Annotated in this window: 21 protein-coding genes; 11 read left to right on the forward strand and 10 right to left on the reverse strand. The window is 62.9% G+C overall.

Features of this window, described 5'->3' with window-relative positions; all coding sequences use genetic code 11:
* Positions 1–169 precede the first annotated feature (169 nt).
* Positions 170–1,462, forward strand: coding sequence for an MFS transporter (locus EC919_RS02180; RefSeq protein WP_133770764.1), 1,293 nt, complete (start codon positions 170–172; stop codon positions 1,460–1,462).
* A 6-nt stretch (positions 1,463–1,468) separates the two neighbouring features.
* On the opposite strand, the gene EC919_RS02185 is transcribed toward EC919_RS02180, so the two are convergent.
* From EC919_RS02185 to cydP, 5 genes are read right to left on the reverse strand one after another with little or no spacing between them, the layout of a single operon-like run.
* Positions 1,469–1,771 (reverse strand): cyd operon YbgE family protein, encoded by a 303-nt coding sequence (locus EC919_RS02185; protein ID WP_133770766.1) that lies wholly within the window; start codon positions 1,769–1,771, stop codon positions 1,469–1,471.
* The gene (cydX, locus tag EC919_RS02190; RefSeq protein WP_065988546.1) at positions 1,761–1,877 is read right to left on the reverse strand and encodes a cytochrome bd-I oxidase subunit CydX; all 117 of its coding nucleotides are present in this window, start codon (positions 1,875–1,877) and stop codon (positions 1,761–1,763) included. Before cydX ends, EC919_RS02185 begins: the two co-directional genes overlap by 11 nt.
* Before the next feature lie 24 nt (positions 1,878–1,901).
* A complete protein-coding gene (gene cydB / locus EC919_RS02195) occupies positions 1,902–3,044 on the reverse strand; it encodes a cytochrome d ubiquinol oxidase subunit II (RefSeq protein ID WP_133770768.1) in 1,143 nt (380 codons plus the stop codon).
* Between the two features lie 10 nt (positions 3,045–3,054).
* Positions 3,055–4,647 carry a cytochrome ubiquinol oxidase subunit I gene (locus tag EC919_RS02200; protein ID WP_133770770.1) on the reverse strand — a complete coding sequence of 531 codons (1,593 nt, stop codon included), beginning with the start codon at positions 4,645–4,647 and terminating at the stop codon, positions 3,055–3,057.
* On the reverse strand, positions 4,644–4,841 hold the full coding sequence (gene cydP / locus EC919_RS02205) for a cytochrome oxidase putative small subunit CydP (protein ID WP_133770773.1): 198 nt from the start codon (positions 4,839–4,841) through the stop codon (positions 4,644–4,646). The genes EC919_RS02200 and cydP overlap by 4 nt, the downstream gene beginning before the upstream one ends.
* A 751-nt stretch (positions 4,842–5,592) precedes the next feature.
* Between cydP and EC919_RS02210 the strand changes: the two genes are divergently transcribed.
* The 5 genes from EC919_RS02210 to EC919_RS02230 all read left to right on the forward strand — a co-directional run bounded on the left by EC919_RS02210 (position 5,593) and on the right by EC919_RS02230 (position 11,206).
* Positions 5,593–6,390 carry a substrate-binding periplasmic protein gene (locus EC919_RS02210; protein WP_133770775.1) on the forward strand — a complete coding sequence of 266 codons (798 nt, stop codon included), beginning with the start codon at positions 5,593–5,595 and terminating at the stop codon, positions 6,388–6,390.
* A 2-nt stretch (positions 6,391–6,392) separates the two neighbouring features.
* Positions 6,393–7,751 (forward strand): diguanylate cyclase domain-containing protein, encoded by a 1,359-nt coding sequence (locus EC919_RS02215; RefSeq protein WP_133770777.1) that lies wholly within the window; start codon positions 6,393–6,395, stop codon positions 7,749–7,751.
* Between the two features lie 15 nt (positions 7,752–7,766).
* A complete protein-coding gene (locus EC919_RS02220; RefSeq protein ID WP_243842174.1) occupies positions 7,767–8,507 on the forward strand; it encodes a substrate-binding periplasmic protein in 741 nt (246 codons plus the stop codon).
* 230 nt (positions 8,508–8,737) lie between these two features.
* Positions 8,738–10,366 (forward strand): phosphoethanolamine transferase, encoded by a 1,629-nt coding sequence (locus tag EC919_RS02225; RefSeq protein ID WP_133770779.1) that lies wholly within the window; start codon positions 8,738–8,740, stop codon positions 10,364–10,366.
* Positions 10,367–10,372: 6 nt separating this feature from the next.
* The gene (locus tag EC919_RS02230; protein ID WP_133770781.1) at positions 10,373–11,206 is read left to right on the forward strand and encodes an AraC family transcriptional regulator; all 834 of its coding nucleotides are present in this window, start codon (positions 10,373–10,375) and stop codon (positions 11,204–11,206) included.
* 42 nt (positions 11,207–11,248) lie between these two features.
* Here EC919_RS02230 and EC919_RS02235 read toward each other — a convergent pair whose 3' ends face one another.
* The 4 genes from EC919_RS02235 to EC919_RS02250 all read right to left on the reverse strand — a co-directional run bounded on the left by EC919_RS02235 (position 11,249) and on the right by EC919_RS02250 (position 15,787).
* A complete protein-coding gene (locus EC919_RS02235) occupies positions 11,249–11,836 on the reverse strand; it encodes a LysE family translocator (RefSeq protein WP_133770783.1) in 588 nt (195 codons plus the stop codon).
* Positions 11,837–11,934: 98 nt separating this feature from the next.
* A complete protein-coding gene (locus EC919_RS02240) occupies positions 11,935–13,404 on the reverse strand; it encodes an MFS transporter (RefSeq protein ID WP_133770785.1) in 1,470 nt (489 codons plus the stop codon).
* Between the two features lie 175 nt (positions 13,405–13,579).
* Positions 13,580–15,013: an NAD-dependent succinate-semialdehyde dehydrogenase gene (locus EC919_RS02245; protein WP_133770787.1), complete on the reverse strand. Its 1,434-nt coding sequence runs from the start codon at positions 15,011–15,013 to the stop codon at positions 13,580–13,582.
* Positions 15,014–15,493: 480 nt separating this feature from the next.
* Entirely contained in the window at positions 15,494–15,787 is a 294-nt protein-coding gene (locus EC919_RS02250) for an ArsR/SmtB family transcription factor (protein ID WP_133770789.1), read from the reverse strand.
* Between the two features lie 223 nt (positions 15,788–16,010).
* Here EC919_RS02250 and EC919_RS02255 point away from each other — a divergent pair, with 223 nt between their 5' ends.
* Together EC919_RS02255 and EC919_RS02260 are read left to right on the forward strand one after the other, a co-directional pair.
* Positions 16,011–17,468: a nucleobase:cation symporter-2 family protein gene (locus EC919_RS02255; RefSeq protein WP_133770791.1), complete on the forward strand. Its 1,458-nt coding sequence runs from the start codon at positions 16,011–16,013 to the stop codon at positions 17,466–17,468.
* A 42-nt stretch (positions 17,469–17,510) separates the two neighbouring features.
* Complete coding sequence (locus EC919_RS02260; RefSeq protein ID WP_133770793.1) at positions 17,511–17,993, forward strand: LEA type 2 family protein; 483 nt, start codon at positions 17,511–17,513, stop codon at positions 17,991–17,993.
* Positions 17,994–18,000: 7 nt separating this feature from the next.
* Here EC919_RS02260 and EC919_RS02265 read toward each other — a convergent pair whose 3' ends face one another.
* On the reverse strand, positions 18,001–19,047 hold the full coding sequence (locus EC919_RS02265) for a LacI family DNA-binding transcriptional regulator (protein WP_243842176.1): 1,047 nt from the start codon (positions 19,045–19,047) through the stop codon (positions 18,001–18,003).
* 220 nt (positions 19,048–19,267) lie between these two features.
* On the opposite strand from EC919_RS02265, the gene EC919_RS02270 reads away from it, so the two are divergent.
* From EC919_RS02270 to EC919_RS02280, 3 genes are read left to right on the forward strand one after another with little or no spacing between them, the layout of a single operon-like run.
* Positions 19,268–21,529, forward strand: coding sequence for a TonB-dependent receptor (locus EC919_RS02270; RefSeq protein ID WP_133770795.1), 2,262 nt, complete (start codon positions 19,268–19,270; stop codon positions 21,527–21,529).
* 46 nt (positions 21,530–21,575) lie between these two features.
* Positions 21,576–22,976: an LLM class flavin-dependent oxidoreductase gene (locus EC919_RS02275; protein ID WP_133770797.1), complete on the forward strand. Its 1,401-nt coding sequence runs from the start codon at positions 21,576–21,578 to the stop codon at positions 22,974–22,976.
* The gene (locus EC919_RS02280; protein ID WP_133770799.1) at positions 22,973–23,917 is read left to right on the forward strand and encodes an aliphatic sulfonate ABC transporter substrate-binding protein; all 945 of its coding nucleotides are present in this window, start codon (positions 22,973–22,975) and stop codon (positions 23,915–23,917) included. Before EC919_RS02275 ends, EC919_RS02280 begins: the two co-directional genes overlap by 4 nt.
* The last annotated feature ends 113 nt before the right edge of the window (positions 23,918–24,030 follow it).

Raw genomic sequence — 24,030 nt, forward strand, 5'->3', positions numbered from 1 at the left:
CACCTAGTGAAATGACGAGCCTCACATTCCGCCGCTCAAGCCACTTGCACGGCTGGCAACTTGCCTATCTGCAACATTCAGAAATATCCCCTTGACGCAGGCGCGATGGCTGAGGGTTCATATTGAAGTACAGCCATCATCCAACCGCCTTGCTCTCTGGTGAATTCCCATGGTTTCGTCCGTTCTGGCGGCTTCGCTGTCGCGCCGTCGCATTCACTACAGCTGGGTGATCCTGGCCGTCACCTTCCTGACCATGCTGGTCATGGCCGGTGCAGTGGGCGCGCCGGGTGTGTTCATCCGCCCGCTGCAAGCGGAATTCGGCTGGGACACTGCCGAGATTTCTTCGGCGCTGGCGATACGTTTCGCCTTGTTCGGGCTGGTCGGGCCTTTTGCCGCCGCGTTCATGAACCACTTCGGCGTACGCAAAGTGGTGCTAACCGCACTGACGCTGGTCGCCAGCGGTCTGGTGTTGTCGCTGTTCATGACGCAGTTCTGGCAGTTGGTGCTGCTGTGGGGCGTGGTAGTCGGCTTTGGCACAGGCCTGACGGCAATGGTGCTCGGCGCAACGGTCGCGACGCGCTGGTTCTCCAAGCGTCGCGGGCTGGCGATGGGTTTGCTGTCGGCGAGCTCCGCCACGGGACAACTGGTGTTCATGCCGATGCTGGCGAACCTGACCGAGCACTTCGGTTGGCGCACGGCACTGGCGTGTGTCTGCACGGCCATCGTGATTGCCGGCGTTGCGGTGCTGGCGCTGATGCGCAACCGTCCTTCTGATCTGCAACTGCCGCCTTACGGCGATGAGGACATTCAACCGGTTGCGGCCAGCACCCAGACCTTCGTTCAGTTGCTGATCACGCCGCTGCGGGTGCTGCGCGACGTGTCGAAGACCTGGACGTTCTGGGTGCTGTTCATGACGTTCTTCATCTGCGGCGCCAGTACGAACGGCCTGATCCAGACGCACTTCATCAGTCTGTGCGGCGATTACGGCCTGGCCGCGACCACGGCAGCCGGAATGCTCGCGGTGATGGGGATTTTCGATTTCTTCGGCACCATCGGTTCCGGCTGGCTGTCGGACCGCTTCGATAACCGCTGGCTGCTGTTCTGGTACTACGGCTTTCGCGGCGTGTCGCTGGTGCTGCTGCCGTTCCTGGATTTCACCGTGTTCGGGCTGTCGGTGTTTGCCTTGTTATACGGGCTGGACTGGATTGCCACGGTGCCGCCAACCGTGAAGCTGACCGCCCAGCGATTTGGCGCAGAACGCGCCAATATCGTGTTTGGCTGGGTGTTCGCGGGCCATCAACTGGGCGCTGCGTTTGCCGCCTTCGGCGCCGGCTGGACACGCACGCATTTCGCCACGTACCTGCCGGCGTTTTTCGTCTCCGGCCTGCTGTGCGCGATTGCCGCGTTGATTGCGTTGTCCATCGTGCCGCCGGCGAAGACGACAAAGGCTGCTATCACATAAACGGCTTTAAAGCCATTGCCGCGCGGTCAGCCACATACCGTACCCCAAGGCCATCAGCGCCCAGGCCAGCAGCGGGTGAAACACCACCCGCCAGGCCATCGCCCGCGGCTCGAAACCGACGCCGTGGACGAACCCCCCGGCAACGCCCCACATGATCAGCATCAGCAGGCCGTGGGAATAATGGCCGTTGGCGTCGAGCATCGACGCCGGGTGAATCAGCAGCACCAGACTCAGCGGCACGGCCATCAGCAGGGACAGTGCCCGGCCGACGGCGTGCCTGAAGGGCCCGTTGAGCGCTTCAGCGGTCACGGCCGCTCTCCAGCGCGGCGGCGTCGGATGACTCCAGCCACAGCGCGTTGATGATGCCGAAGCTGCAGGCCAGCAACACACCAAGAATCCAGGCGAAATACCACATGATTGTCTCTCCTCTGAAACCGGCTCAGTACAGGCCGTGGGGGTTGTGGTCGATGTGCGCGGTGGTGACCTTGCCCCACATCTTGGCGTAGCACCAAAGTGTGTAGCAGAGGATCAACGGCACGAAGATCGACGCCGCGATCAGCATGATCATCAGGGTTTTATGGCTGGAAACGGCGTCCCACACGGTCAGGCTGGAGGCCGGGTCCAGACTCGAAGGCATCACAAACGGGAACAGCGCGAAACCTGCGGTGCACAACGCACCGACGATGGCCAGGCTGCTGCCCAGGAACGCGGTTCTGCCCTGCCCCGCACTGGCTCCGAGCAAGGCCAGCAAGCCACCGAAAATCCCCAGCAGCGGCACGATAACGGTCAGCGGGTGCTGCTGATAATTCCCCAGCCAGCCGTGGTTGCTGGCCGTGACGGTTTTCGCCAGCGGGTTGAGCGCCGACCCGGGATCGAACGCTGAAGTGATCGCCAGGCCCTGAATGCCGCCGAGCAGCAGCCACACGCCGGCGCCGATGAACGACAACAGGAACAGCAACGACAGCCACTGCGCTGCCCGACGCGAACGCTGAGCAATGGCCCCTTCGGTGCGCATCATCAGCCAGCTGCCGCCGTGCAGGCCAAGCATGCTCAGGCTGACCACGCCCGCCAGCAAGCCGAACGGGCTCAACAGCTGCCAGAAGTTGCCGTGATAACTGGAGCGCAGGGTGTCGTCGAACTGAAACGGCACGCCCAGCAACAGGTTGCCGAACGCCACGCCGAAGACCAGCGACGGCACCACGCCACCGACGAACAGGCCCCAATCCCAGCTCTGCCGCCAGCGGGTGTTTTCCAGTTTGCTGCGGTAGTCGAACCCTACCGGGCGCACGAACAGGGCAAACAGCACCAGCAGCAGCGCCCAATACAAACCCGAAAACGCAGCGGCGTACACCAGCGGCCATGCGGCGAACAACGCGCCGCCGGCGGTGATCAGCCAGACCTGATTACCGTCCCAGTGCGGGGCGATGGTGTTGATGACCACGCGTCGCTCGGTGTCGCTGCGCCCGACGTAGGGCATCAGCATTGCCGCGCCCAGGTCGAAGCCATCGGTGAGGGCGAAGCCGATCAGCAATACGCCGACCAGCACCCACCAGATCATTTTCAGTGTCTCGTAATCGAACATCGGTGATTCCTCAGGCCAGGGCCGGTTGTTTGGCGAGGGCCGCGTTGCCGTGGGCGCCTTGCTCGAAGTGATAGCGGCCGGTATGCAGGCTGCTCGGGCCGAGTCGGGCGAACTTGATCATCAGGTACATCTCGATGATCAGCAGCACGGTGTAGAAGCCGACCAGCGCCACGATCGAACCCAGCACATCCCCCGCCGACAGGGTCGAGGCTGAAAGATGCACGGGCAGCACTTCACCGATGGACCAGGGCTGACGGCCGTGCTCGGCGACCCACCAGCCGGTCTGGGTGGCGATCCACGGCAGCGGCAGGCTGAACAGCGCCCACTTGAGTAGCCAGCGCTTGCGGGTCTCGTTCTTGCGCGCCGAGGCCCAGAAGGCACAGGCGAACAACAGCGCCATGAGCATCCCGCTGAGCACCATCAGGCGGAAGGTCCAGAAGATCGACGCCACCTGCGGGATCGAATCCAGCGCCGCCTGTTTGATCTGCTGCTCATTGGCGTCGACCACTTTGTCGGTGTACTTCTTCAGCAGCAGGCCGTAGCCGAGGTCCTTCTTCACCGCATTGAAAGCGTCGAGGGTCTGCTGGCTCTTGTCGCCGCCACGCAGTTGGCCGAGCAAGTTGTAGGCGGTCATGCCGTTGCGGATGCGGCCTTCGTGTTCGCGGACCAGGTCCTTGATCCCGGTGACCTGTTTATCCACCGAGCGGGTGGCGATGAGGCCCATCACGTAGGGAATCTTCACGGCGTAATCGGTGCGCTGCTCGGCCTGATTGGGCAGGCCGAACAAGGTGAACGCCGCCGGGGCCGGCTCGGTTTCCCATTCGGCTTCGATGGCGGCGAGCTTGGTTTTCTGCACGTCGCCGATTTCGTAGCCGGATTCGTCACCCAGCACGATCACCGACAGGATCGAGGCCATGCCGAATGCCGAGGCGATGGCGAACGAACGCCGGGCGAAGGCGATGTCGCGGCCCTTGAGCAAATACCAGCTGGAAATCGCCAGGACGAAGATTGCGCCGGTGACGTAGCCGGACGCCACGGTGTGAACGAACTTGACCTGAGCGACGGGGTTGAACAGCAGGTCGCTGAAGCTGGTGAGTTCCATGCGCATGGTGGTGAAGTTGAACTCGGCGCCGACGGGGTTCTGCATCCAGCCGTTGGCGATGAGGATCCACAGCGCCGACAGGTTGGAGCCGATCGCCACCAGCCAGGTGACGCTGAGGTGCTGGACACGGGTCAGGCGGTCCCAGCCGAAGAAGAACAGGCCGATGAAGGTCGATTCAAGGAAGAACGCCATCATCCCTTCGATGGCCAGCGGTGCGCCGAAAATGTCGCCGACGTAGTGGCTGTAGTAGGCCCAGTTGGTGCCGAACTGGAATTCCATGGTCAGGCCGGTGGTGACGCCGAGGGCGAAGTTGATGCCGAACAGTTTGCCCCAGAACTGGGTCATGTCTTTGTAGACTTGCTTGCCGGTCATGACATAGACCGATTCCATGATGGCGAGCAGGAAGGTCATGCCGAGGGTCAGCGGGACGAACAGGAAGTGGTACAGCGCGGTCATCGCGAACTGCAGCCGGGAGAGGTCGACGACTGATTCCGATATCATTTTGGGGTTTTCTCAGAGGGTGCGGGTGGGGTGCTGAGTAGATGCAGGCCGGCTTGCACGCCGTCGTCCTTGACTTCGACCGGGGCGTCGAAGCAGACGCTGCGGATGCCCATGAGCAGGACGAGTTTGATCAGGAGGATCAGACTGATGTCTTTGGCCAGGGGGTGTTTGAGGAAGTCGAAAGGACCGGGCATGTTGAGGACTCGTCGGGGTGCGGGGTATTTTTCCTACAGGGCCTTCCGATACCGTTGATCCAGATCAATAAGGCGCGTTTACTCGGATGTGGCAGATCGCCACAGCTCTGCCTGACGGCAGATTGTTTCGCCTTCGGCGAGTTACTTGATAAAGCCCCAAGTAACCAAGGGCTTGTGCTCCTGGTTAGGTCCCTCCTGCGTCGGGGTTCCTTCACTCCGACGATGCTCCGTGGGCCCGCACCCAAGTCGCGATTGGCGGTGACTGGACCTTTTGTGTATGAAGATCAAGATCAAGAGCGCAGCAGACCAACAGCTTCCCGGCTGAAGCCGGTCCTACGGTCTGAGCCACCGCCAGTCCACATGATCGTGCCCACGCTCTGCGTGGGTATGCATCCCGGGACGCTCCGCGTTCATTCCCGGCTCAAGCCGGTCCCACTGACTGCACACGGTTTTTTAGTGGGACCGGCTTCAGCCGGGAAGAGGCCATCGCAGGCGCCGGCATTTCTGGACGGTAGGCGGTGGTAGGCGCGCGATGTGCCTGGTCTGGAGGGCGGCGAGGTTACGGGAGGGTGGGCGCAGGGTCAGCGACCCCGGGTTCGTCTGTTCAAGCTGTTAGGATGGCCGGCAGGATGCCGTCTCAAGTGACGGATTATTCAGCCGATATCCCGGTGTGCAAGGCAGTCGGTGACGGCTGTGCCGGATGGTTCAGAGCCCGGCATCTGTCGCTTTTGCACCCATGAGGTAGTTATCGATGACACTCCATTCGCTCATTCACACACTGGGCAGCGCACTCTGTGTGGCGCTGTTGCTGTGCGTGGGCACTGACGCGTCGGGAGCTGAATCGATTAACTCGGACGCGGCCCGGGTCGAGATCCATGTCGTCACCGAAGAACTCCCGCCCTACAACATGACCCGCGACGGGGTGCTCACCGGTATGAGCACCGAGGTGGTTCAGGCGGTGTTGAAGGAGGTCAATGTGCAGGCCGCTATTCAGTCCATGCCCTGGGCGCGGGCTTATGATCTGGCGCTGCACACCCCCAACGTGCTGATTTACTCCATCACCCGCACCGCCGAGCGCGAGCGGCTGTTCAAGTGGGTCGGCACCATCGCTGCGTCGCGCTGGTTTCTGTATTCGTCCGCCAGTCATCCCGTCACCCTGCTGAGCCTGGACGACGCCCGGGACTGGCAGACCGCGACGGTCAACGAAGACGTTGGCGAACAGTACCTGATGGCGCGCACATTCCAGATCGGCCATCAGCTGCAATCGAGCAACCGCTACGAGTTCAACTACCAGAAACTGCAGACCGGCCACGTCGACCTGTGGATCTCCGACGAGCTGAACGCTTACTACCTCGCCCGGCAGGTCGGCGATGACCCCACCCGGACGCTGGTGCAATCCCTGCGCATCAAAGAGCTCGAAGAAGCCGGCGGCTTCAATATGGCGTTCAGCGCCGGCACACCCGACGCGACGGTGCAGCGGTTTCAGAAGGCCCTGGAGACCATTCGCGCCAACGGTACCCACGACGCCATTGCGCGCAAGTGGCAATGAGCATGCCGTTCGAAACGCCTTCCCAACCCCCCGGCGAGACCCGCCCTACCCCACGCACCGGACAGCGCACCGGTTCGCTGGCGCGGCGTCTGGTGCTGGCGACGCTGGCCTTCTGCGTGCTGTTCACGGCGGCGACGGTGCTGGTGCGTACCTGGTTCGCCTGGAACACCAATCTGGCGAACATGAACGCCGAGCTGACCCTGATCGATCAGGTGTTCCAGGGCACGCTGTCCAAAGCGGTGTGGGAAATGGATGATCAGGCGCTGCAGACCCAGATCGACAGCGTCGCCACGGCGGCGCCGGTGGGCCGGGTCCAGCTGAAAATCCTGCGCCCCGGTCGCGCCCCTGAAATTCTGGAACGCCAACACCCCGGCCACACCGGCTCGATCCGCGCCCCGGCGCTGCATCGACAGTTGACCGTCTCGCCTTACCCCGGCGCCAGCGAAGTGGTCGGCGAACTGACCATCGAGGGCGACGAGAGCCTGCTGTGGAAACGCCTGTGGAAAGAAGTCGCGGTCATTATGCTCACCCAGATTATCCAGTCCCTGGCACTGGCCGGGCTGATCATGGGCATGTTCAACCGCTCGGTGACCCTGCACGTGCGGCACATTGCCCGGCACCTGGAACACCTCACGCCGCTCAACCTCAAGAAGCATCTGACCCTGGAGCGCCGCGGCAAGGCCGGTGACGAGCTTGACCTGCTCGAAGCGGGCGTCAATGACCTGCAGGACAAACTGGCCGCGCACCTGGAACGTCAGGCCCGCGACGAAATCGCCCTGGCCGCCAGCCGCGACCAGCTCGCCGAACTGGTCGAGCAGCGCACCGCGCAGCTCAAGGCCGCCAACACGCGACTGGAAGCGCTGACCCGCTTCGATCCCCTCACGGGCCTGGCCAACCGCCGGCATTTCGACGAGCTCAAGGAGCTGGAATTCAACCGCGCCTTGCGTCATCGCCAGCCGCTGTCGGTGCTGATGTGCGACATCGATTTCTTCAAGCTTTACAACGACACCTATGGCCATGCCCGGGGCGATCAATGCCTGCGCGACGTGGCGCTGGCCATGAGCGCGCTGTTTTCGCGCTCCGGCGAACTGGTGGCGCGGCTCGGCGGCGAAGAGTTCGCCGTGCTGCTGCCGGGGCAGGACGAGGACCAGGCGCTGGCCTCGGCCGATCGCCTGCGCGGCCTGCTGGCCCGGCAACAACTGGTACACAGCGCTTCACCGGTCTCGCCTTTCGTGACCTTGAGCATCGGCGTGGCCGAGCTCGACCCGGCGAACATGGAGCACTTCGATCAACTGCTGCAGAGTGCCGACCGGGCGCTGTACCGGGCGAAAAGCCAGGGCCGGGACCGCTGTGTGATCTGAACCGAGAGGAATGCCATGGGAAAAATTCATCGTCAGCGCAGCGTTCTGGTCACTTTCCTGATGCTGCTCGTGTGCCTGAGCGCAGACGCCGCGACGTTGCAAGTGGTGACCGAAGACTCCTCCTACAGCGCCCTTGACGGCGACAAAGTGGTCGGGGTCGCCAGCGAAGTGGTCGAGATGACCCTCGCCAATGCGGGCATCACCGATTACCACATGGCGCTCTACCCCTGGGCGCGGGCCTACGACATCGCTCGCCTGGAAGCGAATGTGCTGATCTACCCGATGATTCGCAGCAGCGCACGGGAGGCGCTGTTCAAATGGGTCGGTGAGCTGGAGCACGTCACTCCCTCGTTTTATAAACTTCGCGAGCGCCGCGATGTGCAGGTCAAGGACTTGCAGGACGCCAGCCATTACACCGTCGGGGTCGTGCGTGACGATTCGCGGCAGCAGTACCTGGAGGGCAAGGGTTTCAGCAGGATGGTGGTCTCGGCCAATAATCTCGACAACCTGCGCAAGCTGATCAGCGGCCAGGTCGAGCTGATCCCCATGCCCGAGCGCGAGGCCCGCGAGCAATGTGCCGATCTGCACATCGCGTTCGAGGACCTGGAAAGCGTTTTCACCCTCGACGAACTGTCCAAAGGCCTCTACATCGCCCTCAGCGCCACCACGCCGGACGAAACGGTGCAGCGAATCGCCGCCGCATTTGCCCGCCTGAAACAGGAAGGCACGGTCGACAGAGTGATTGCGGGGCAGTAAACACAAGCACTCGACAGCCCCGCAAAAGCGGGTTTGAAGCAGGAGGAACCGCCGAGCTGACGCTTTCACAAATCCTTCACAATCGTTTTGGAAAACTCCGCGCGATCTGCCCCGCCTACCTTCCCGGCAGCCAATGACTGGACGTGTTTGACGTCTCGGCCCCAAGGATGGAAATGCCTGCTGCACCCGCACGCCAGGCGCTGCGTGGTCCCTTATACGGAAATGAATCGATGCTCAAACCGGTTACGTCTACTCGTCTGGTGATGCTGTTTTCCCTGTCTCTGGTGGTGTTTTACAACCTGGCGACCTGGCGCGCACTGGTTGATCTGGCGCAATTGCAAGGCGTCAAGGCCGTTGCGTTCTATGTGTCGTTTGCCTTCCTGCTGTGGGCCGCGATCACCCTGCTGCTCACGCCCTTCTCGTTTCGTCCCACGCTCAAACCGGTGCTGAGCCTGGTCGCGCTGTGCTCGGCCGGCGCCGCGTACTTCATGAACACCTACGGCATCAGCATCGACACGACGATGATGCAGAACGTGCTCGAGACCAACCCCGGTGAGGCCAAGGCTCTGTTGAGCGGCAAGCTGTTTATCTACCTGGGCCTGCTGGGCGTAGTGCCGATTGCGCTGATCTGGTGGGTTCCTGTGACCTACCGCCGCGTGCTGCCCGGGCTGGTCAACAAAGTGCTCGTCTGCATCGGCTGTCTGCTGGTGATCGCCGCTGCGGTCGGGCCCTTCTACTCGACCTATGCGCCGATCTTTCGCGATGAAGACAAGCTCACCCACTTCATCAACCCGACGAATTACCTCTACGCCATCGGCAAGCTGACCAAGCAGACCGTCGCCATCAAAGAGACGCTGAAAGTCCAGACCGTCGGCGCCGATGCTGTGCTCAGCCCGCAAGCGCAACAGCGGCCGAAAAAGAGCCTGATGATCTTCGTCGTCGGCGAAACCGCCCGGGCCGACCACTTCTCCCTCAACGGTTATGGGCGGGAGACCAACCCGGAACTGAAGCAGCAGGATATTCTCAATTTCACCCACGTGGCCTCGTGCGGCACCTCCACCGCTGTCTCGGTGCCGTGCATGTTCTCGAAGTTTCCGCGTACCGATTACAGCGACAAGAAGGGCAAAACCTACGAGGGCCTGCTGGACATGCTCCAGCGCGCCGGCCTGAAGGTGCTGTGGCTGGACAACAACAGTGATTGCAAAGGCACCTGCCTGCGCGTGCCCCACAGCGATATCCCGAAAAGCCAGCCGAGCCCGTTCTGTGATGGCAAGAACTGCCTGGACGAATCGCTGCTGGTGGGCTTGCAGGACTACATCGATTCGCTGAAGGACAACGCCATCATCGTCCTCCATTCCGACGGCAGCCACGGCCCGGAATACTACGATCGCTACCCCAAGACCCTGGAGCGCTTCACGCCCGTCTGTCACACCAATCAGCTGGGCAGTTGCACGTCCGATGAACTGAAAAACGTCTACGACAACACTATTCTCTACACCGACCACTTCCTGTCCCAGACCATCGAATTGCTCAAGCGCAATCAGGACAAGGTCGATGCCTCGATGATTTACGTCTCGGACCACGGCGAATCCCTCGGCGAAAACGGCATCTACCTGCACGCCGCGCCATACGCCATCGCCCCGTCAGCACAGACCCACGTGCCGATGGTGATGTGGTTCGGCCACTCGACCCTGGAAGACGCCAACGTCGATCGCCACTGTCTGGCCGCCAGGCAAGACCAGCCGGACCTGAGCCATGACTACCTGTTTCATTCGGTGCTAGGCTTGCTCGGCGTCACCAGCACGGAATACCAGCCGGCGCTGGACCTCTTTCACAGCTGCAAACGCGATAAGGGATGAGCTGAAATGACCTGCCAGAACCCGGTTAAACCTCTTGATCAACCGGTGTTCTGGCGGGACGCGCAACTGCCGTTCATTGAAGCGCGCTCCATCGAGGACGGCCGCAAGGTCTGCTATTCCCGCCATTCCCACGACGTGTTTTCCATCGGCGCGATCACCGCCGGGCAGAGCACGTACCTGCACGAGAAAACCACCCAGACCATCGCCACCGGCACCGTTGTGGTGATGAACCCCGGCGAGGTCCACGCCTGCAATCCCATCGACGATCAGCCCTGGTCCTACCTGATGCTGTACGTCAACGCGCAGTGGCTGGGCGCGCTTCAGCGTGATTGCGGGGTCAGCAACGGGGGCCTGTTTCGGGGTTATCCGGCCACCCACAGTCGCGACCCGCTGTTGTTCGAGGGGCTGCTCGAGCTTCATCGGCACCTGGTGGATTCGCAGCGGGATGCGCTGGCGAAACAGGAGGCCGCTGTCGGGTTTTTCACGCGGGTCGAGCAGCGTCTGGGCGGCTCGACGCTGACGCCAAGACAGGCCAATCCCAAGGTCGAACGTGCGGCGCGTTACATCGATGCGCATTATCTGCAACCGATTCGGCTGGAAAACGTGTGCGCGGTGGCGAATCTGTCCGAGGCCTACCTGATTCGTGCGTTCGAACAGCATTACCACATGACGCCCCACGCCTGGCTGGTCAACCGGCGCATCCAGCACGGTCAGGCGCAATTGCGCAGCGGCGAGCCCATCGCCGACATCGCACAGCAGAGTGGCTTTGCCGATCAGGCGCACTTTCAGCGGGCGTTCAAAAAGCACCTGGCGGCAACGCCGGGTCAGTACAAGCCTTGATCACCTGATGTTGCTCGCAGGATGTTGCTCGCAAGAGAAGGCTCAGACGTAAAACAGCGACACCGCGCAGCCTGCCAACAGCGCCGCCATGCTGCGGTTGAACACGCGGATGCGCCGAGGGCTGCGCAGATACGGGCCGAGAAAGGCGCCGGCACAGGCCCAGCAGCCCACTGACAGGTAGCACACGACGAAGTAGATCAGCGCAAATAGACCGATCAGTCGCGCCTCACCGTCAGCCACGAATGCACCCATCCCCGCCACCGCCGCCAGCCACGCCTTCGGGTTCAGCCACTGCATCGCCGCACCGTGCAGAAACGACGGCTCGCGGGTCGGTTTGGCAACGTCGAGGCGGCCGTCGTCCATCGCCAGCTTCCACGCCAGATAGAGCAGAAAGGCCACCCCGGCCCAGCGAATGATTTCGGTCAGCATCGGGTAACGCTGCAGCACTTCATGCAGGCCAAACCCGGTGAACATCAGCAGCACGACAAAGCCCACCGTCGCGCCAAGCACGTGGCGCAAGCTGGCGATGAGGCCGAACTGCGCGCCCGAGCTGAGCGCCACGACGTTCACCGGCCCTGGCGATATGGACGCGGCGAGTGCGAACGCCGCCATGGAAATCATCAGATTCATTGTTCGTCTCACCCTTCATTGACTGTGAGGTGAGTGTACGAAGGGGACACGAGCCGGCGATTGAACAAAACTGACCAATCGCCGACGGCGTGCTTGGGTCAGTCGTGGGCCTGGGACAAGGGCCTCGCCACTTCTTCGAGGGATTTGCCTTCGGAGGCCACGCCCCAGATCGCCTGCACCACGGCGGCCAGCAACATCAACGCGGCGCCGATCAGATAGCCGAAGAACACCGGACCCCGCTCGTGGGTGTCGATCAGCTCACCAAACAGCATCGGGCCGACGATGCCACCCAGCGCCGTGCCGAACGCATAGAACACAGCAATCGCCAGCGCGCGGATTTCCAGCGGAAAGGTTTCGGCGACGGTCAGATACGCCGAACTGGCCGCTGCCGACGCGAAGAAGAAAATGATCATCCAGGCGATGGCCTGTTGCGTGACATCCAGAACACCCTGCTCAAACAGATAGCCGCTGAGGGTCAGCAGGACCCCGGAGACCGCGTAGGTCAGGCTGATCATCACCCGCCGCCCCACCACATCGAACAGCCGTCCCAACAGCAAAGGCCCGCAGAAATTGCCCAGGGCCAGCGGCAGCACGTACCAGCCGATCGAAGCCGACGGCACTTGATAGAACTCGGTGAGCACCAGCGCGTAGGTGAAGAAGATCGCGTTGTAGAAGAACGCCTGGGCGGTCAGCAACGTCAGCCCCACCAGCGCGCGACAGCGGTAGGTGTTGAACAGCGTGTGGAAAATCTCTTTCAGCGGCGTGTGGCCCCGCGCGTGCAAACGTAATGGCGAGCCCGTTGGCGCGGAAAGGTCGTGGCCCTGGCGGCGCAGGCGGTCTTCAATGCCTTCCACAATCACCCTCGCCTCCTCGCCCTGGCCGTGAATCAGCAACCAGCGCGGACTTTCCGGTAGCCACAGGCGCATCAACAGGATGATCAGACCGAGCACCGCGCCGATGCCGAAACACAGGCGCCAGCCCATGTCCGCGCCGACCCAGGAGGCGTCCAGCAACACGATGGAGCCGACTGCGCCCAAGGCCGCGCCGATCCAGAAAGTGCCGTTGATGGTCAGATCCACCCAGCCGCGAAACCGTGCCGGGGTGAATTCCTGGATGGTTGAGTTGATCGCCGTGTACTCGCCGCCGATACCCATCCCCGTGAGAAACCGGAACAGCAGGAAACTCCAGAGACTGAAGGAAAACGCCGTGGCGGCGGTCGCGGTGATGTACAGCGCCAGGGTGATGAAGAACAGCTTGCGCCGGCCCAGACGGTCGGTCAGCCAACCGAAGAACAATGCCCCGAGCACCGCGCCGCAGATGTAGGCGCCGCCGGCCAGACCAATGTCGGCGTTGGTCAGGTGCAGGACCGGGCTGTCTTTCAACGCCCCGGACACCGAGCCGGCCAGGGTCACTTCCAGCCCGTCGAGCAGCCAGGTGATGCCCAGCGCAAACACCAGCAACGTATGAAACCGCCCCCACGGCAATCGATCGAGCCGGGCGGGAAGATCCGTCTCAAACACTGCGCCTTTGGGGTCTGCCGCTACTGCCTGCTCGCTGCTGATCGCCATGACTCGTCCCCGTGGATCGGAAGTGATCTGTGGGTTCAGAGTTCGCGGGGTGCGCGGGAGTTCAGCCGCACTCCATACCTGTGGGAGCCGGCTTGCTGGCGAATGCGCTGGGGCAGTCGCCTCAAGGGTGGCTGGCAGTCACGGTTCGCCAGCAAGCCGGCTCCCACAGTAGGCGTTAAACGTTGAACACCGTCACCAGCTTGGTGTTCAGGTACGCCTCGATTGCTTCGGTACCGCCCTCGGATCCGTAGCCTGAATCCTTGATGCCGCCGAACGGCACTTCCACCAGACCGATGCCCTGGTGGTTGATCGACAGCATGCCGGCTTCGATGCGGGTGCTGAGGATGTGGGTGGTTTTCATCGACGAGGTAAAGGCATACGACGCCAGGCCGAACGGCACGCGGTTGGACTCCTTGACCGCATCTTCCACCGTGTCGAACGGCACCAGCAGCGCCACAGGGCCGAAGGGTTCTTCGTTCATGATGCGCATTTCGGTGGTCAGTCCGCTGATAACGGTGGGCTGGAAGAAGTAGCCCGGCCCTTCGATGGCCTTGCCGCCGACATGAACCTTGGCGCCCTTGTCGCTGGCGTCCTTGATCAACGCGTTCAACGCCGGAATGCGTCGTTCGTTGGCCACCGGGCCCATGGTCACGCCCTGCTCCAGGCCGTTGCCGACCTTCAGCTCGTGGGTGTGGCCGACGAACTTCTCGACGAATTCATCGAACACGCCGCGCTGGACCAGAATGCGCGTCGGTGACACGCAGACCTGCCCGGCGTTGCGGAACTTGGCAGTGGCCAGGGTGCGCGCCGCCAGGTCGATGTCCGCGTCGTCGAACACCAGCGCCGGGGCGTGGCCGCCGAGCTCCATGGTGGCGCGCTTCATGTGCTGCCCTGCCAACGCCGCCAGCTGCTTGCCGACCGGGGTCGAGCCGGTGAAGGTGACTTTCTTGATGGTCGGGTGGGCGATCAGGTAGCTGGAAATCTGCGCCGGATCGCCGTAAACCAGGCCGATGACGCCCGCCGGAACGCCGGCATCGACGAAGGCGCGGACCAGCTCGGCGGGCGAGGCCGGGGTTTCTTCCGGGGCCTTGACGATGATCGAGCAGCCCGCCGCCAGCGCCGAGGACAGCTTGCGCACTACCTGGTTGATCGGGAAATTCCACGGCGTGAATGCCGCCACCGGGCCGACCGGCTCTTTAATGACTTTCTGCTCAACGGAAACATGGCGCGAGGGCACAAGGCGGCCATAGGCACGGCGGCCTTCTTCGGCCAGCCAGTCGATGATGTCGGCGGCGGACAGGGTTTCCATGCGCGCTTCGGCCAGGGGTTTGCCCTGTTCCTGGGTCATGATGTTGGCGATGTGGTCGACGCGGTCGCGCAGCAGGTTGGCGGCCTTTTGCATGATTTTGTAGCGGTCGTAGGCCGGGGTGCTGCGCCAGGTGTCGAAGCCGCGCTCGGCTGCTGCCAGTGCCTGGTCCAGGTCGGCGATGTCGGCATGGGCCACGGTGCCGAGGGTTTCGCCGTTGGCGGGGTTGATGACGTTGATAGTGCGGCCGTTTTCACTGGCACGCCATTGACCATCGATGAACAGTTGAACGTCTGGGTACATGGGGAACTCCGGATGCGGGACTGTTGAAGACATAAGGGTGGTCAGGGCTATTTTCAATGGGGCTGCCGAGATCCAGAGGAGATCAAGGGCGTTGGCCTGGGGGCCGACTGTTTCGCCTTCGGCGAGTTACTTGGAAAAGCACCCCAAGTAACCAAGGGTGCTTGCTCTCGGTTGGGCCCTTCCTTCGTCAGGGTTCCTTCACTCCGGTCTCGCTCCGTGGGCCCAAGTCGCGATTGGCGGTGACTGGGCTTTTTGCGTACGAAGATCAAAAGCCCTGCGCAGATCAAAAGCTTCCCGGCTGAAGCCGGTCCTACAGTCCGAGCCGGTCCCACTGACTGCGCGCAGTGCCCTTGTAGGACCGGCTTCAGCCGGGAAGAGGCCGGTACAGGCGCCATCACGATCTACTGAATGCTGATTGTTCCCACGCTCCGCGTGGTAACACTGCCCCGGACGCTCCGCGTCTCGCAGGTCACGAGCCTGCTAGATCTGCATCAACTGCCGAGCGTAGGCGTGCAGGACCTCGCGCTGGATCATGAAGCTGGCGTATTTGCCTTCACGCAGGGTGGCGATGAGGCCGGCGCGCTCGAGCTCCTTTGTGTGGTGGGAGACGGTGGCGGCGCTGACCGGGTGAACCTTCAGCACCTCGGCGCAAGGCAGCGCCTGTTCGCTGTCACCGATCTGGACCAGAATCCGGAAGCGGCGGCTGTCAGCCAGCGCCCGGGCTATCAACGCGATTTGCGACTCACTCAACGGAAACTGCTGTGCCGTGCTCATGATCATCGTGAAGCCTCAGTAAAAACCTCCTTGTCCAGAGATACTGCAGAACTAAATCGACAGGCTAATGACGGTCAGCACCGGCGGTCAACACTATGGAGGCTCAGGACAAAAGATCGTTCAGCGCCGGAAGAACTTGCCGGCGAACCACTCCACGTCCCCCGCTGACCTGCGAAGGGTTTTCTGGCATCCTGCGCGCCCTTTTCCCCTGCGATCGATTGCCATGCCTGCACCCTCCGACCTTATCTACGGGCTTGAAGACCGGCCGCATTTCACCGCCGCGATCTTCGCGGCGTTGCAGCACGTGCTGGCCAGTTTCGTCGGCATCATCACCCCGACCCTCATCGTCGGCAGCGTGCTCGGGCTCGACAGCGAAGTGCCCTACCTGATCAGCATGGCGCTGTTCGTGTCCGGACTGGGCACCTTCGTTCAGGCCAAGCGCTTCGGCCCGATCGGCTCAGGGTTGCTGTGCCTGCAAGGCACCAGTTTCTCCTTCCTCAGCGTCATTCTCAGCGCCGGGTTTCTGGTCAAGAGTCGCGGCGGCGGCACCGATGAAATCCTTTCGACGATCTTCGGCGTGTGCTTCTGCGCAGCGTTCGTCGAAGTTGCCCTCAGCCAGTTCATCGGTAAATTGCGCAAGCTGATCACGCCGGTGGTCACGGGCACGATCATTACCCTGATGGGCCTGTCGCTGTTGAAGGTGGCAATGACCGACATGGCCGGCGGCTTTGGCGCCAGCGACCTGGGCTCCGCGTCGAACATGGGCCTGGCCGGTCTGGTGCTGATCACCATCGTGGTGCTCAACCGGTTCAACATTCCGTTGCTGCGCCTGAGCGCGATCATCATCGCCCTGACCCTGGGCTTCGCCGTCGCCTGGTTCATGGGGCGGGTGGATTTTGCGCAGATGCCCCATGTCCCGCTGATGAGCCTGCCGGTGCCGTTCAAATACGGGTTTTCCTTCGATCTGCTGGCGTTCATCCCGATTGCGGTGATCTTTCTCGTGTCGCCGCTGGAGGCCGCCGGGGACCTCACCGCCAACTCGATGATTTCCCGGCAGCCGGTGAGCGGGCCGGTGTACATCCGCCGGATCAAGTCAGGGCTGCTGGCGGACGGGCTGAATTCGGCCCTGGCCGCGACGTTCAACAGCCTGCCCATGGTGACCTTCGCGCAGAACAACGGGGTCATTCAGCTGACCGGCGTGGCCAGCCGCTACGTGGCGTTTTTCATCGCCGGGATTCTGGTGTTGCTGGGCCTGTTCCCGATCATCGGCGCCGTGCTGCAACTGATGCCCAAGCCGGTGCTGGGCGGCGCGACGCTGATCATGTTCGGCACCGTGGCGGTGGCGGGCATCAAGATCCTTTCGGAGGCCGGCCTGCATCGGCGCAACATGCTGATCGTGGCGATTTCCCTGGGCATGGGCCTGGGCGTCGCGGCCGTGCCGGAGGTCCTGCGCGAGCTGCCCAAGGCGCTGCACAACATTTTCGAATCGCCCATCACTGTCGGCGCGTTTTGCGCAATCATCCTCAATATCTTTCTGCCGGAGGAATACCAGGAGCCGGAGCTCACCGAGTTCGACCCGGAAGCCGCGACCTTCACGGTGCTGCAGGACCCGCCCACCAGCCCTGAAGCAGAACCTCTGCCAGCGCGCGAGGTCGCACACTTGAATGGTCAGGACATTTAAAGGGGCGTGTTGCGCCCCAGCGACCTGCCACGGGAGTCACCGATGCCGCTACGCCCGATCCGCACCCTCCTCGCCAGCCTGGCCATGGTGCTCGCACTCACTGCCTGCGCGCTGTTTCCCAACCGCGACCCGCTGAACATCAACGTGGTGGGTATCGACCCCCTGCCCGGCCAGGATCTGGAAATCCGCTTCGCCGTGAAGCTGCGCCTGCAGAACCCCAACGACACCGACATCCAGTACGATGGCGTAGCGCTGAACCTGGACGTCAACGGCCGCTTGCTGGCCTCAGGCGTCAGTGACCAGAAAGGCACGATCGGCCGGTTCTCCGAAGGCGTGTTGACGGTGCCCGTCACCGTGTCAGCCTTTGCCGCCCTGCGTCAGGCGGTGGGCCTCGCCGATCAGCAACGGCTGGACAACCTGCCTTACGAACTGCACGGCAAGCTGGCCGGCGGATTGTTCGGCACGATGCGCTTTGAGGACAGCGGCACGCTGAGCCTGCCGAAACCGGCCAGCGGTACCTGGTGATTACGACTCAGCTGCTTTCCCGCCCGATCAACCGGCACTGCAGCAGATTCAAACGCTGAAACACCTCGTCCGCGCCGATCACACCAAGCCGTTGCAGCACCCGCTCGGCAGCGAGCACACCGATCTGCAATGCGGGCGGCTTGATCGTGCTGAGGCTGGGCATGAGCATTTCGGCGAAGGGGTAATCACCGAAACCCAGCATCGCGCAATCACCCGGAATGTTCACCCCGGCACGCTGGGCCGCGAGCAAACCGCCCGCAGCGAGGTTGTCGTTGGCGAAGAAGATCGCATCGGGAGGCGCGGCGCGCTGCATCAATTCGGTGAGCGCCTGCTTGCCGGCTTCGAACGGTGCGAGATCGGCGGCCGGGGTGAAAATCTGCGGACTGACCCCGGCCTCTTCCAGCGCCTGGACATACCCGGCACAGCGTTCTTGCGCGCTGAAGTCCCCCGCCGCACTGTTGAGCACGAACGTGATCCGCTGATAGCCGCGCTCAAGCAGATAACGCGCACCGGTGAGGCCGACTTCGTGGTGGGAAAAGCCGATCTGGATCGGCGCACGCCCGGGCTGGTAGTCCCAGGTTTCAATCAGCGGAATGTCCACCGCTGCGAGCATCTTCTCCGTCGCCTCACTGTGGAAGTGGCTGGTGACCACCAGCGCAGCGGGTGACCAACCAAGAAACGCGCGGATTGCCCGTTCTTCCTGCTCGGTGGAGAAGTAGCTCGACGCCAGCAGTAACTGATAGCCGTGCTGCGCCAGGGTGTCGCTGAAACCCTGAATGGTGTCCGCAAAAATCGGCCCGGAGATGTTCGGCACCACCATCGCCACGATCCTGCCCTTGGCCGACGCCAGCCCTCCGGCAACCAGATTGGGCACGTAACCCAATTCGGCAACGGCCGCCGCGATGCGCTGGCGGTGCTCGTCCGACACCTGATCAGGCTGATTGAAATAGCGCGACACGGTCATCGTCGACACACCGACATGGCGGGCAACGGCGTCCTGGGTCACGCGCCCGGCACCGCGTCGCTTGCGTGGCGGATCTGCTGGATCGGTCAAAACGCCCACTCCTGCCGAAAGACTGGTTATAACCAGAGATTATTTAAAGCTGATTTTTCAGTATTGGACGGTCTATCCAATGATTACTGATACTGGCGATGTTAGCGCTAACTGAAAGCATCAGCTACTCGCTTGAGCGAATGCCCACCTCTCTGCCGCGCAGCACAGCCAGTGGCCGCAGAGCCACCTTCCGACAGGCATTCATCAGCGAGCAACGATCATGCGACAAACAGGGGCGTTCCCTTCACCGAGTCACCTCAGCCAGGCCATTGCGGCAGCCATGCCTTTGTCATTGGCACTGGCACTGCCGCTGTGCGCACTGCCGGCCTTCGCGGCGGATGTGTCCACCGCGGCGTCAGTCACGGCGCAATCACCCGAAACCGCCACCCTGCAAGCCGTGACGGTCACCGCGACACGCCGGGAAGAACCGCTGCAGCAGGTCCCGGTTGCCGTCACCGTGCTGGATGGTGAACAGCTGGAGCGTGACAACCGCAATGGCGTCGCCAGTATCGCGCAACAGGTCCCTGCGCTGAATTTCCGCACCGGCGCCTCGAACAAGGACACCTCATTGTTCATGCGTGGGGTCGGCACGATTTCCACCTCTCCTGGCGTCGAGCCAACCGTCGCGACGGTGGTGGACGGCGTGGTCTACGCGCGGCCCGGCCAGGCGACCCTGGACCTGCTGGACCTGGAGCGCATCGAAGTCCTGCGCGGCCCTCAAGGCACGCTGTTCGGCAAGAACGCTTCGGCCGGTGTCCTGAACATCGTCAGCAAGGCGCCCACCACAGAGACCCACGGTTACATCGATCAGTCGTACTACAGCGGCAACGAAAGCCGCACCCGTTTCGGCATTGGCGGCAGCCTGATTCCCGATACGCTGAAGGCCTCGGTCACCACCCTGTTCGGCACCTACGACGGCAACGTGCACAACAAGGCCAACGGGCAGGAGGTCAACGGCTATAACCACAAAGGCGCGCGCGGCAAGCTGGAGTTCACCCCCAACGAAGACGTCAAACTGACCGTCATTGGCGACTACATGCAGTCCCATGACGACACCCCCAACGGCGTCATCAGCCAGTCGCTGACACCGACCTTCGCCAACGCGCTGTCCCCGGTGCGCGCCGGCAACGACAACCGCGATCTGGTCAGCGATTACCGCAGCCATGTCGACGACATCAACAAAGGCCTGTCGGCGCAACTGGACTGGAACCTGGGCGATTACACACTGACCTCGATCACCGCCTGGCGCGGCTGGAACAACACCCAGTGGCAGGATGGCGACAGACTGGCCAACGTCAGCGCCGCCTTCCCCGGCACCGAAGACAAGGGCGATCTGGATTTCAACCAGTACTCCCAGGAGCTGCGACTGGCCTCGCCGAAAGGGCAGTTTCTCGAGTACGTCGGCGGCCTGTATTACATGCACGGCAAAGACGACGAAACCTACCGCCGCACGCTGATCACGCCCACCGCGACCCACACCGGCGTCGCCGACTACAGCACCATCAGCGACAGCTACGCGGTGTTCGGCGAAAGCACGCTGAATTTCACCTCGGCGTTTCGCGGCATCGCCGGGCTGCGCTGGACCCACGACGACCTGGAATACGATCACCGCCGCGTCTCGACTTCCGCCACCACGGTCAGTGGCATCCAGCCCGGCACCAGCAGCTCCGGTTCGGTGGACGAAGACGGCTGGTCCGGGCGGCTGGGCGCGCAATATGACCTGAGCGACTCGGTCATGGCGTACCTCACCTACTCGCGCGGCTACAAAGGCCCGGCCTACAACGTGTTTTTCAACATGCAGCCCCGGGACACCGGCGCCCTCAAACCCGAGACCTCGAACAACTGGGAGCTGGGCATCAAGGCCACCACTTGGAACCACCGCCTGACCACCAACGTGGCGGTGTTCCACAGCGAGTACAGCAACTATCAGGCAAATTTCTTCGACAGCGTGGCCGGCCAGGTAGTGACCCGCCTGATCAACGCCGGCAGCGTCAGCACCGAAGGGGTCGAGGCCGATTACGCCTTGCAGGCCACCCGCAATCTGAAATTCTCCGGCGCCATCGCCTACACCAAGGCACGCATCGACCAGTTCAGCTGCCCGGCGGGCGCGGCGGCGTCCTGTGACGTGAACGGCAAGACGCTGCCCTACGCGCCGGACTGGAAAAGTTATGTGCGCGCCGATTACACCCTCCCGCTGGACAACGGGCTGGACATTGAACTGGGCACTGACTACAGCTGGCAAAGCGAAGTGCAGTACGACATCAGCCAGAACCCTGACACCCAACAGGGCGCCTATGGCTTGTGGAACGCCAGCGCCGCCGTGGCCGACTACAGCAATGGCTGGCGCGTCGCGGTGCTGGCGAAAAACCTGACCGACAAATCCTATTCCCCCCTGCTTGCCAGCGGAACGGGTTACATCTACCGCGCCGTGCCACGGGACGACGAGCGCTACTTCGGCGTGCAAGTGCGCAAGGATTTCTGAACCATGGGCGAATCTCCACAAGGACACTGCATGAAAGGCATCGGCAATGAGCACTGATTCCCGGCAAACAAGCACTGAGCCCCGGCAAATGAAACTGGGCGCGTTTCTGATGGCCACCGGGCACCACGTTGCGGCGTGGCGTCACCCGGACGTGCCGGCCGATGCGGGCCTGGACTTCAAGCACTACAAACACTTGGCGCAGGTGGCCGAAGCGGCGAAGTTCGACACGCTGTTCATCGCCGACAGCGTGGCGGCCGCGACCGGAGACGCCGCCAGCTCCATGGCGCGTTCGGACCACTTTGAACCCCTGACGCTGGTCTCGGCGCTGAGTGCCGTGACCGAGCGCATCGGTCTGATCGTCACCGCCACCACCAGCTACAACGAGCCCTTTCACATCGCCCGTAAATTCGCCTCTCTGGATCACTTGTCCGGAGGCCGTGCTGGCTGGAACCTGGTGACGTCGGACGCCGCTGCCGAGGCCCTTAATTTCGGTCGCGACGAGCACATTGATCATGCCGAGCGCTACAGCCGCGCCCGGGAGTTTCATCAGGTGGTGACCGGCCTGTGGGACAGCTGGGACGACGATGCTTTCGTCCGAGACAAGGCCAGTGGCGCGTATTACCGCCCAGACGGCGTGCACGTGCTCGATCATCAGGGTAAACACTTCAAAGTGAAAGGGCCGCTCAATGTGGCCCGCTCCCCCCAGGGTCAGCCAGTGGTGGTTCAGGCCGGCTCGTCGGAGGCGGGCCGAGCGCTGGCGGCGCAAACCGCCGAAGTAGTCTTCACCGCACAGCCTTCGCTGGCCGCCGCCCAGGCGTTTTATCAAGACCTGAAGTCCCGCGCCGTCGGATTCGGCCGAGATCCCGAAACGCTCAAGATCATGCCCGGCATGTTTGTGGTGGTTGGCGACAGCGAGGCCCAGGCCCGGGAAAAATTCGAAGCGTTCCAGGCGTTGGTGGAGCCACGCGTCGGTGTCGCCTTATTGGGGAGAATGCTGGGCAATTTCGACCTGTCGGGTTACCCGCTGGACGAACCCTTGCCCCCGCTGCCATTGACCCAGAGCGGTCAGCAAAGCCGCCAGGCCCTGCTTTCGCAACTGGTGCAGGACGAACACCTGACCCTGGCGCAGCTCGGCCGAAAAATCGCTGGCGGCCGGGGGCACTTCAGCGTCATTGGCACCGCGAGCCAAATTGCCGATCAGTGGCAGGCCTGGTTCGAGCAAGGCGCGGCCGACGGCTTCAACGTGCTCGTGCCGCACTTGCCGGGCGGGCTGGAAGACGTCGCGCAAGAGGTGATTCCGGAGCTGCAGCGGCGGGGTTTGTTCCGGCGGGATTACACCGGCATCACCTTGCGCGAGCACCTGGGTTTGCAGCGTCCGGCCAACCGGTTCAGCACGCCGCCAGGGCATCGCTTGACACAAACGGACGAAGAGGGTTTGAAGGCATGAGGACATTGCGCACAGTGGTCGGCGCTTTACTGGCCGTGATCGGCATCAACCTGGCGTACGCGAACCTGGCGGCTGCCGCCGATCCGACCGAGCTGCGAATTGGCTATCAGAAGGGCTCAATTGCGTTGGTGCTGGCCAAGGAACAGGGCCTGCTGGAGAAGCGCTTCCCGGACACCCGCGTGCAGTGGATCGAATTCCCGGCCGGGCCGCAGATGCTGGAGGCCTTGAACATCGGTGCGCTGGACGTGGGCTCCACCGGCGATATTCCGCCGCTGTTCGCCCAGGCCGCCGGCGCCGATCTTCTCTACATTGGCGCCGAACCGGCCAAGCCGCAGGCGGAAACGCTGCTGGTCGCGGCCGACAGCCCGCTGCATCAGGTGGCGGATTTGAAGGGCAAGAAGGTGGCGTTCCAGAAAGGCTCGAGCTCGCACAACCTGATCCTCCGCGCCCTGAACCATGCCGGGCTGAAATACACCGACATCCAGCCGGTCTACCTCAGCCCCGCCGATGCCCGCGCGGCGTTCGAACAAGGCAGCGTCGATGCCTGGGCGATCTGGGAACCGTTTTCGTCGCTGGCCCTGAGCGGCGGCCGGGCTCGGTTGCTGGCGGACGGCTCAGGCCTGGGACTGTCCGGGCCGGTCTATACGGCCAGACGTTCGTACGCCAGTGAGCACGGACCCTTCATCAACGCGGTGCTGGAACAGCTGACACATGCCGAGGCGCTGACCCGCAGCCAGCGGCAGCTGAGCCTGGACGTGCTGACCCGCTCGATGGGCCTGCCTCAAGCGGTGATTGCCCGCTACATGGACAACCGCCCCGCTTCGCCGATCCTGCCGATCACCCCGCAGATCATTGCGGCGCAGCAGCAGACAGCCGATCTGTTCTTCGAAAACCATTTGCTGCCCAAGCGCCTCGACGTGAGCGCGGCAGCCGGGCCGTAGCCGTACTCTGTCAGTGGGACCGGCTTTAGCCGGGAAGGCGTCAGGCGCAACACCGCAAAAACGGGCAAGAATAATGTCGCCTGAACTGACCTCTTCCCGGCTAAAGCCGGTCC

It is taken from the genome of Pseudomonas graminis, assembly GCF_004364335.1.
Taxonomy (GTDB): domain Bacteria; phylum Pseudomonadota; class Gammaproteobacteria; order Pseudomonadales; family Pseudomonadaceae; genus Aquipseudomonas; species Aquipseudomonas graminis_D.

Excerpts from the sequence above, each read along its gene's own strand:
- EC919_RS02180 (WP_133770764.1), top strand. The coding sequence starts at position 170 with ATGGTTTCGTCCGTTCTGGCGGCTTCGCTGTCGCGCCGTCGCATTCAC.
- cydX (WP_065988546.1), bottom strand. The coding sequence starts at position 1,877 with ATGTGGTATTTCGCCTGGATTCTTGGTGTGTTGCTGGCCTGCAGCTTC.
- cydB (WP_133770768.1), bottom strand. The coding sequence starts at position 3,044 with ATGTTCGATTACGAGACACTGAAAATGATCTGGTGGGTGCTGGTCGGC.
- EC919_RS02200 (WP_133770770.1), bottom strand. The coding sequence starts at position 4,647 with ATGATATCGGAATCAGTCGTCGACCTCTCCCGGCTGCAGTTCGCGATG.
- cydP (WP_133770773.1), bottom strand. The coding sequence starts at position 4,841 with ATGCCCGGTCCTTTCGACTTCCTCAAACACCCCCTGGCCAAAGACATC.
- EC919_RS02210 (WP_133770775.1), top strand. The coding sequence starts at position 5,593 with ATGACACTCCATTCGCTCATTCACACACTGGGCAGCGCACTCTGTGTG.
- EC919_RS02215 (WP_133770777.1), top strand. The coding sequence starts at position 6,393 with ATGCCGTTCGAAACGCCTTCCCAACCCCCCGGCGAGACCCGCCCTACC.
- EC919_RS02220 (WP_243842174.1), top strand. The coding sequence starts at position 7,767 with ATGGGAAAAATTCATCGTCAGCGCAGCGTTCTGGTCACTTTCCTGATG.
- EC919_RS02225 (WP_133770779.1), top strand. The coding sequence starts at position 8,738 with ATGCTCAAACCGGTTACGTCTACTCGTCTGGTGATGCTGTTTTCCCTG.
- EC919_RS02230 (WP_133770781.1), top strand. The coding sequence starts at position 10,373 with ATGACCTGCCAGAACCCGGTTAAACCTCTTGATCAACCGGTGTTCTGG.
- EC919_RS02235 (WP_133770783.1), bottom strand. The coding sequence starts at position 11,836 with ATGAATCTGATGATTTCCATGGCGGCGTTCGCACTCGCCGCGTCCATA.
- EC919_RS02240 (WP_133770785.1), bottom strand. The coding sequence starts at position 13,404 with ATGGCGATCAGCAGCGAGCAGGCAGTAGCGGCAGACCCCAAAGGCGCA.
- EC919_RS02245 (WP_133770787.1), bottom strand. The coding sequence starts at position 15,013 with ATGTACCCAGACGTTCAACTGTTCATCGATGGTCAATGGCGTGCCAGT.
- EC919_RS02250 (WP_133770789.1), bottom strand. The coding sequence starts at position 15,787 with ATGAGCACGGCACAGCAGTTTCCGTTGAGTGAGTCGCAAATCGCGTTG.
- EC919_RS02255 (WP_133770791.1), top strand. The coding sequence starts at position 16,011 with ATGCCTGCACCCTCCGACCTTATCTACGGGCTTGAAGACCGGCCGCAT.
- EC919_RS02260 (WP_133770793.1), top strand. The coding sequence starts at position 17,511 with ATGCCGCTACGCCCGATCCGCACCCTCCTCGCCAGCCTGGCCATGGTG.
- EC919_RS02270 (WP_133770795.1), top strand. The coding sequence starts at position 19,268 with ATGCGACAAACAGGGGCGTTCCCTTCACCGAGTCACCTCAGCCAGGCC.
- EC919_RS02275 (WP_133770797.1), top strand. The coding sequence starts at position 21,576 with ATGAGCACTGATTCCCGGCAAACAAGCACTGAGCCCCGGCAAATGAAA.
- EC919_RS02280 (WP_133770799.1), top strand. The coding sequence starts at position 22,973 with ATGAGGACATTGCGCACAGTGGTCGGCGCTTTACTGGCCGTGATCGGC.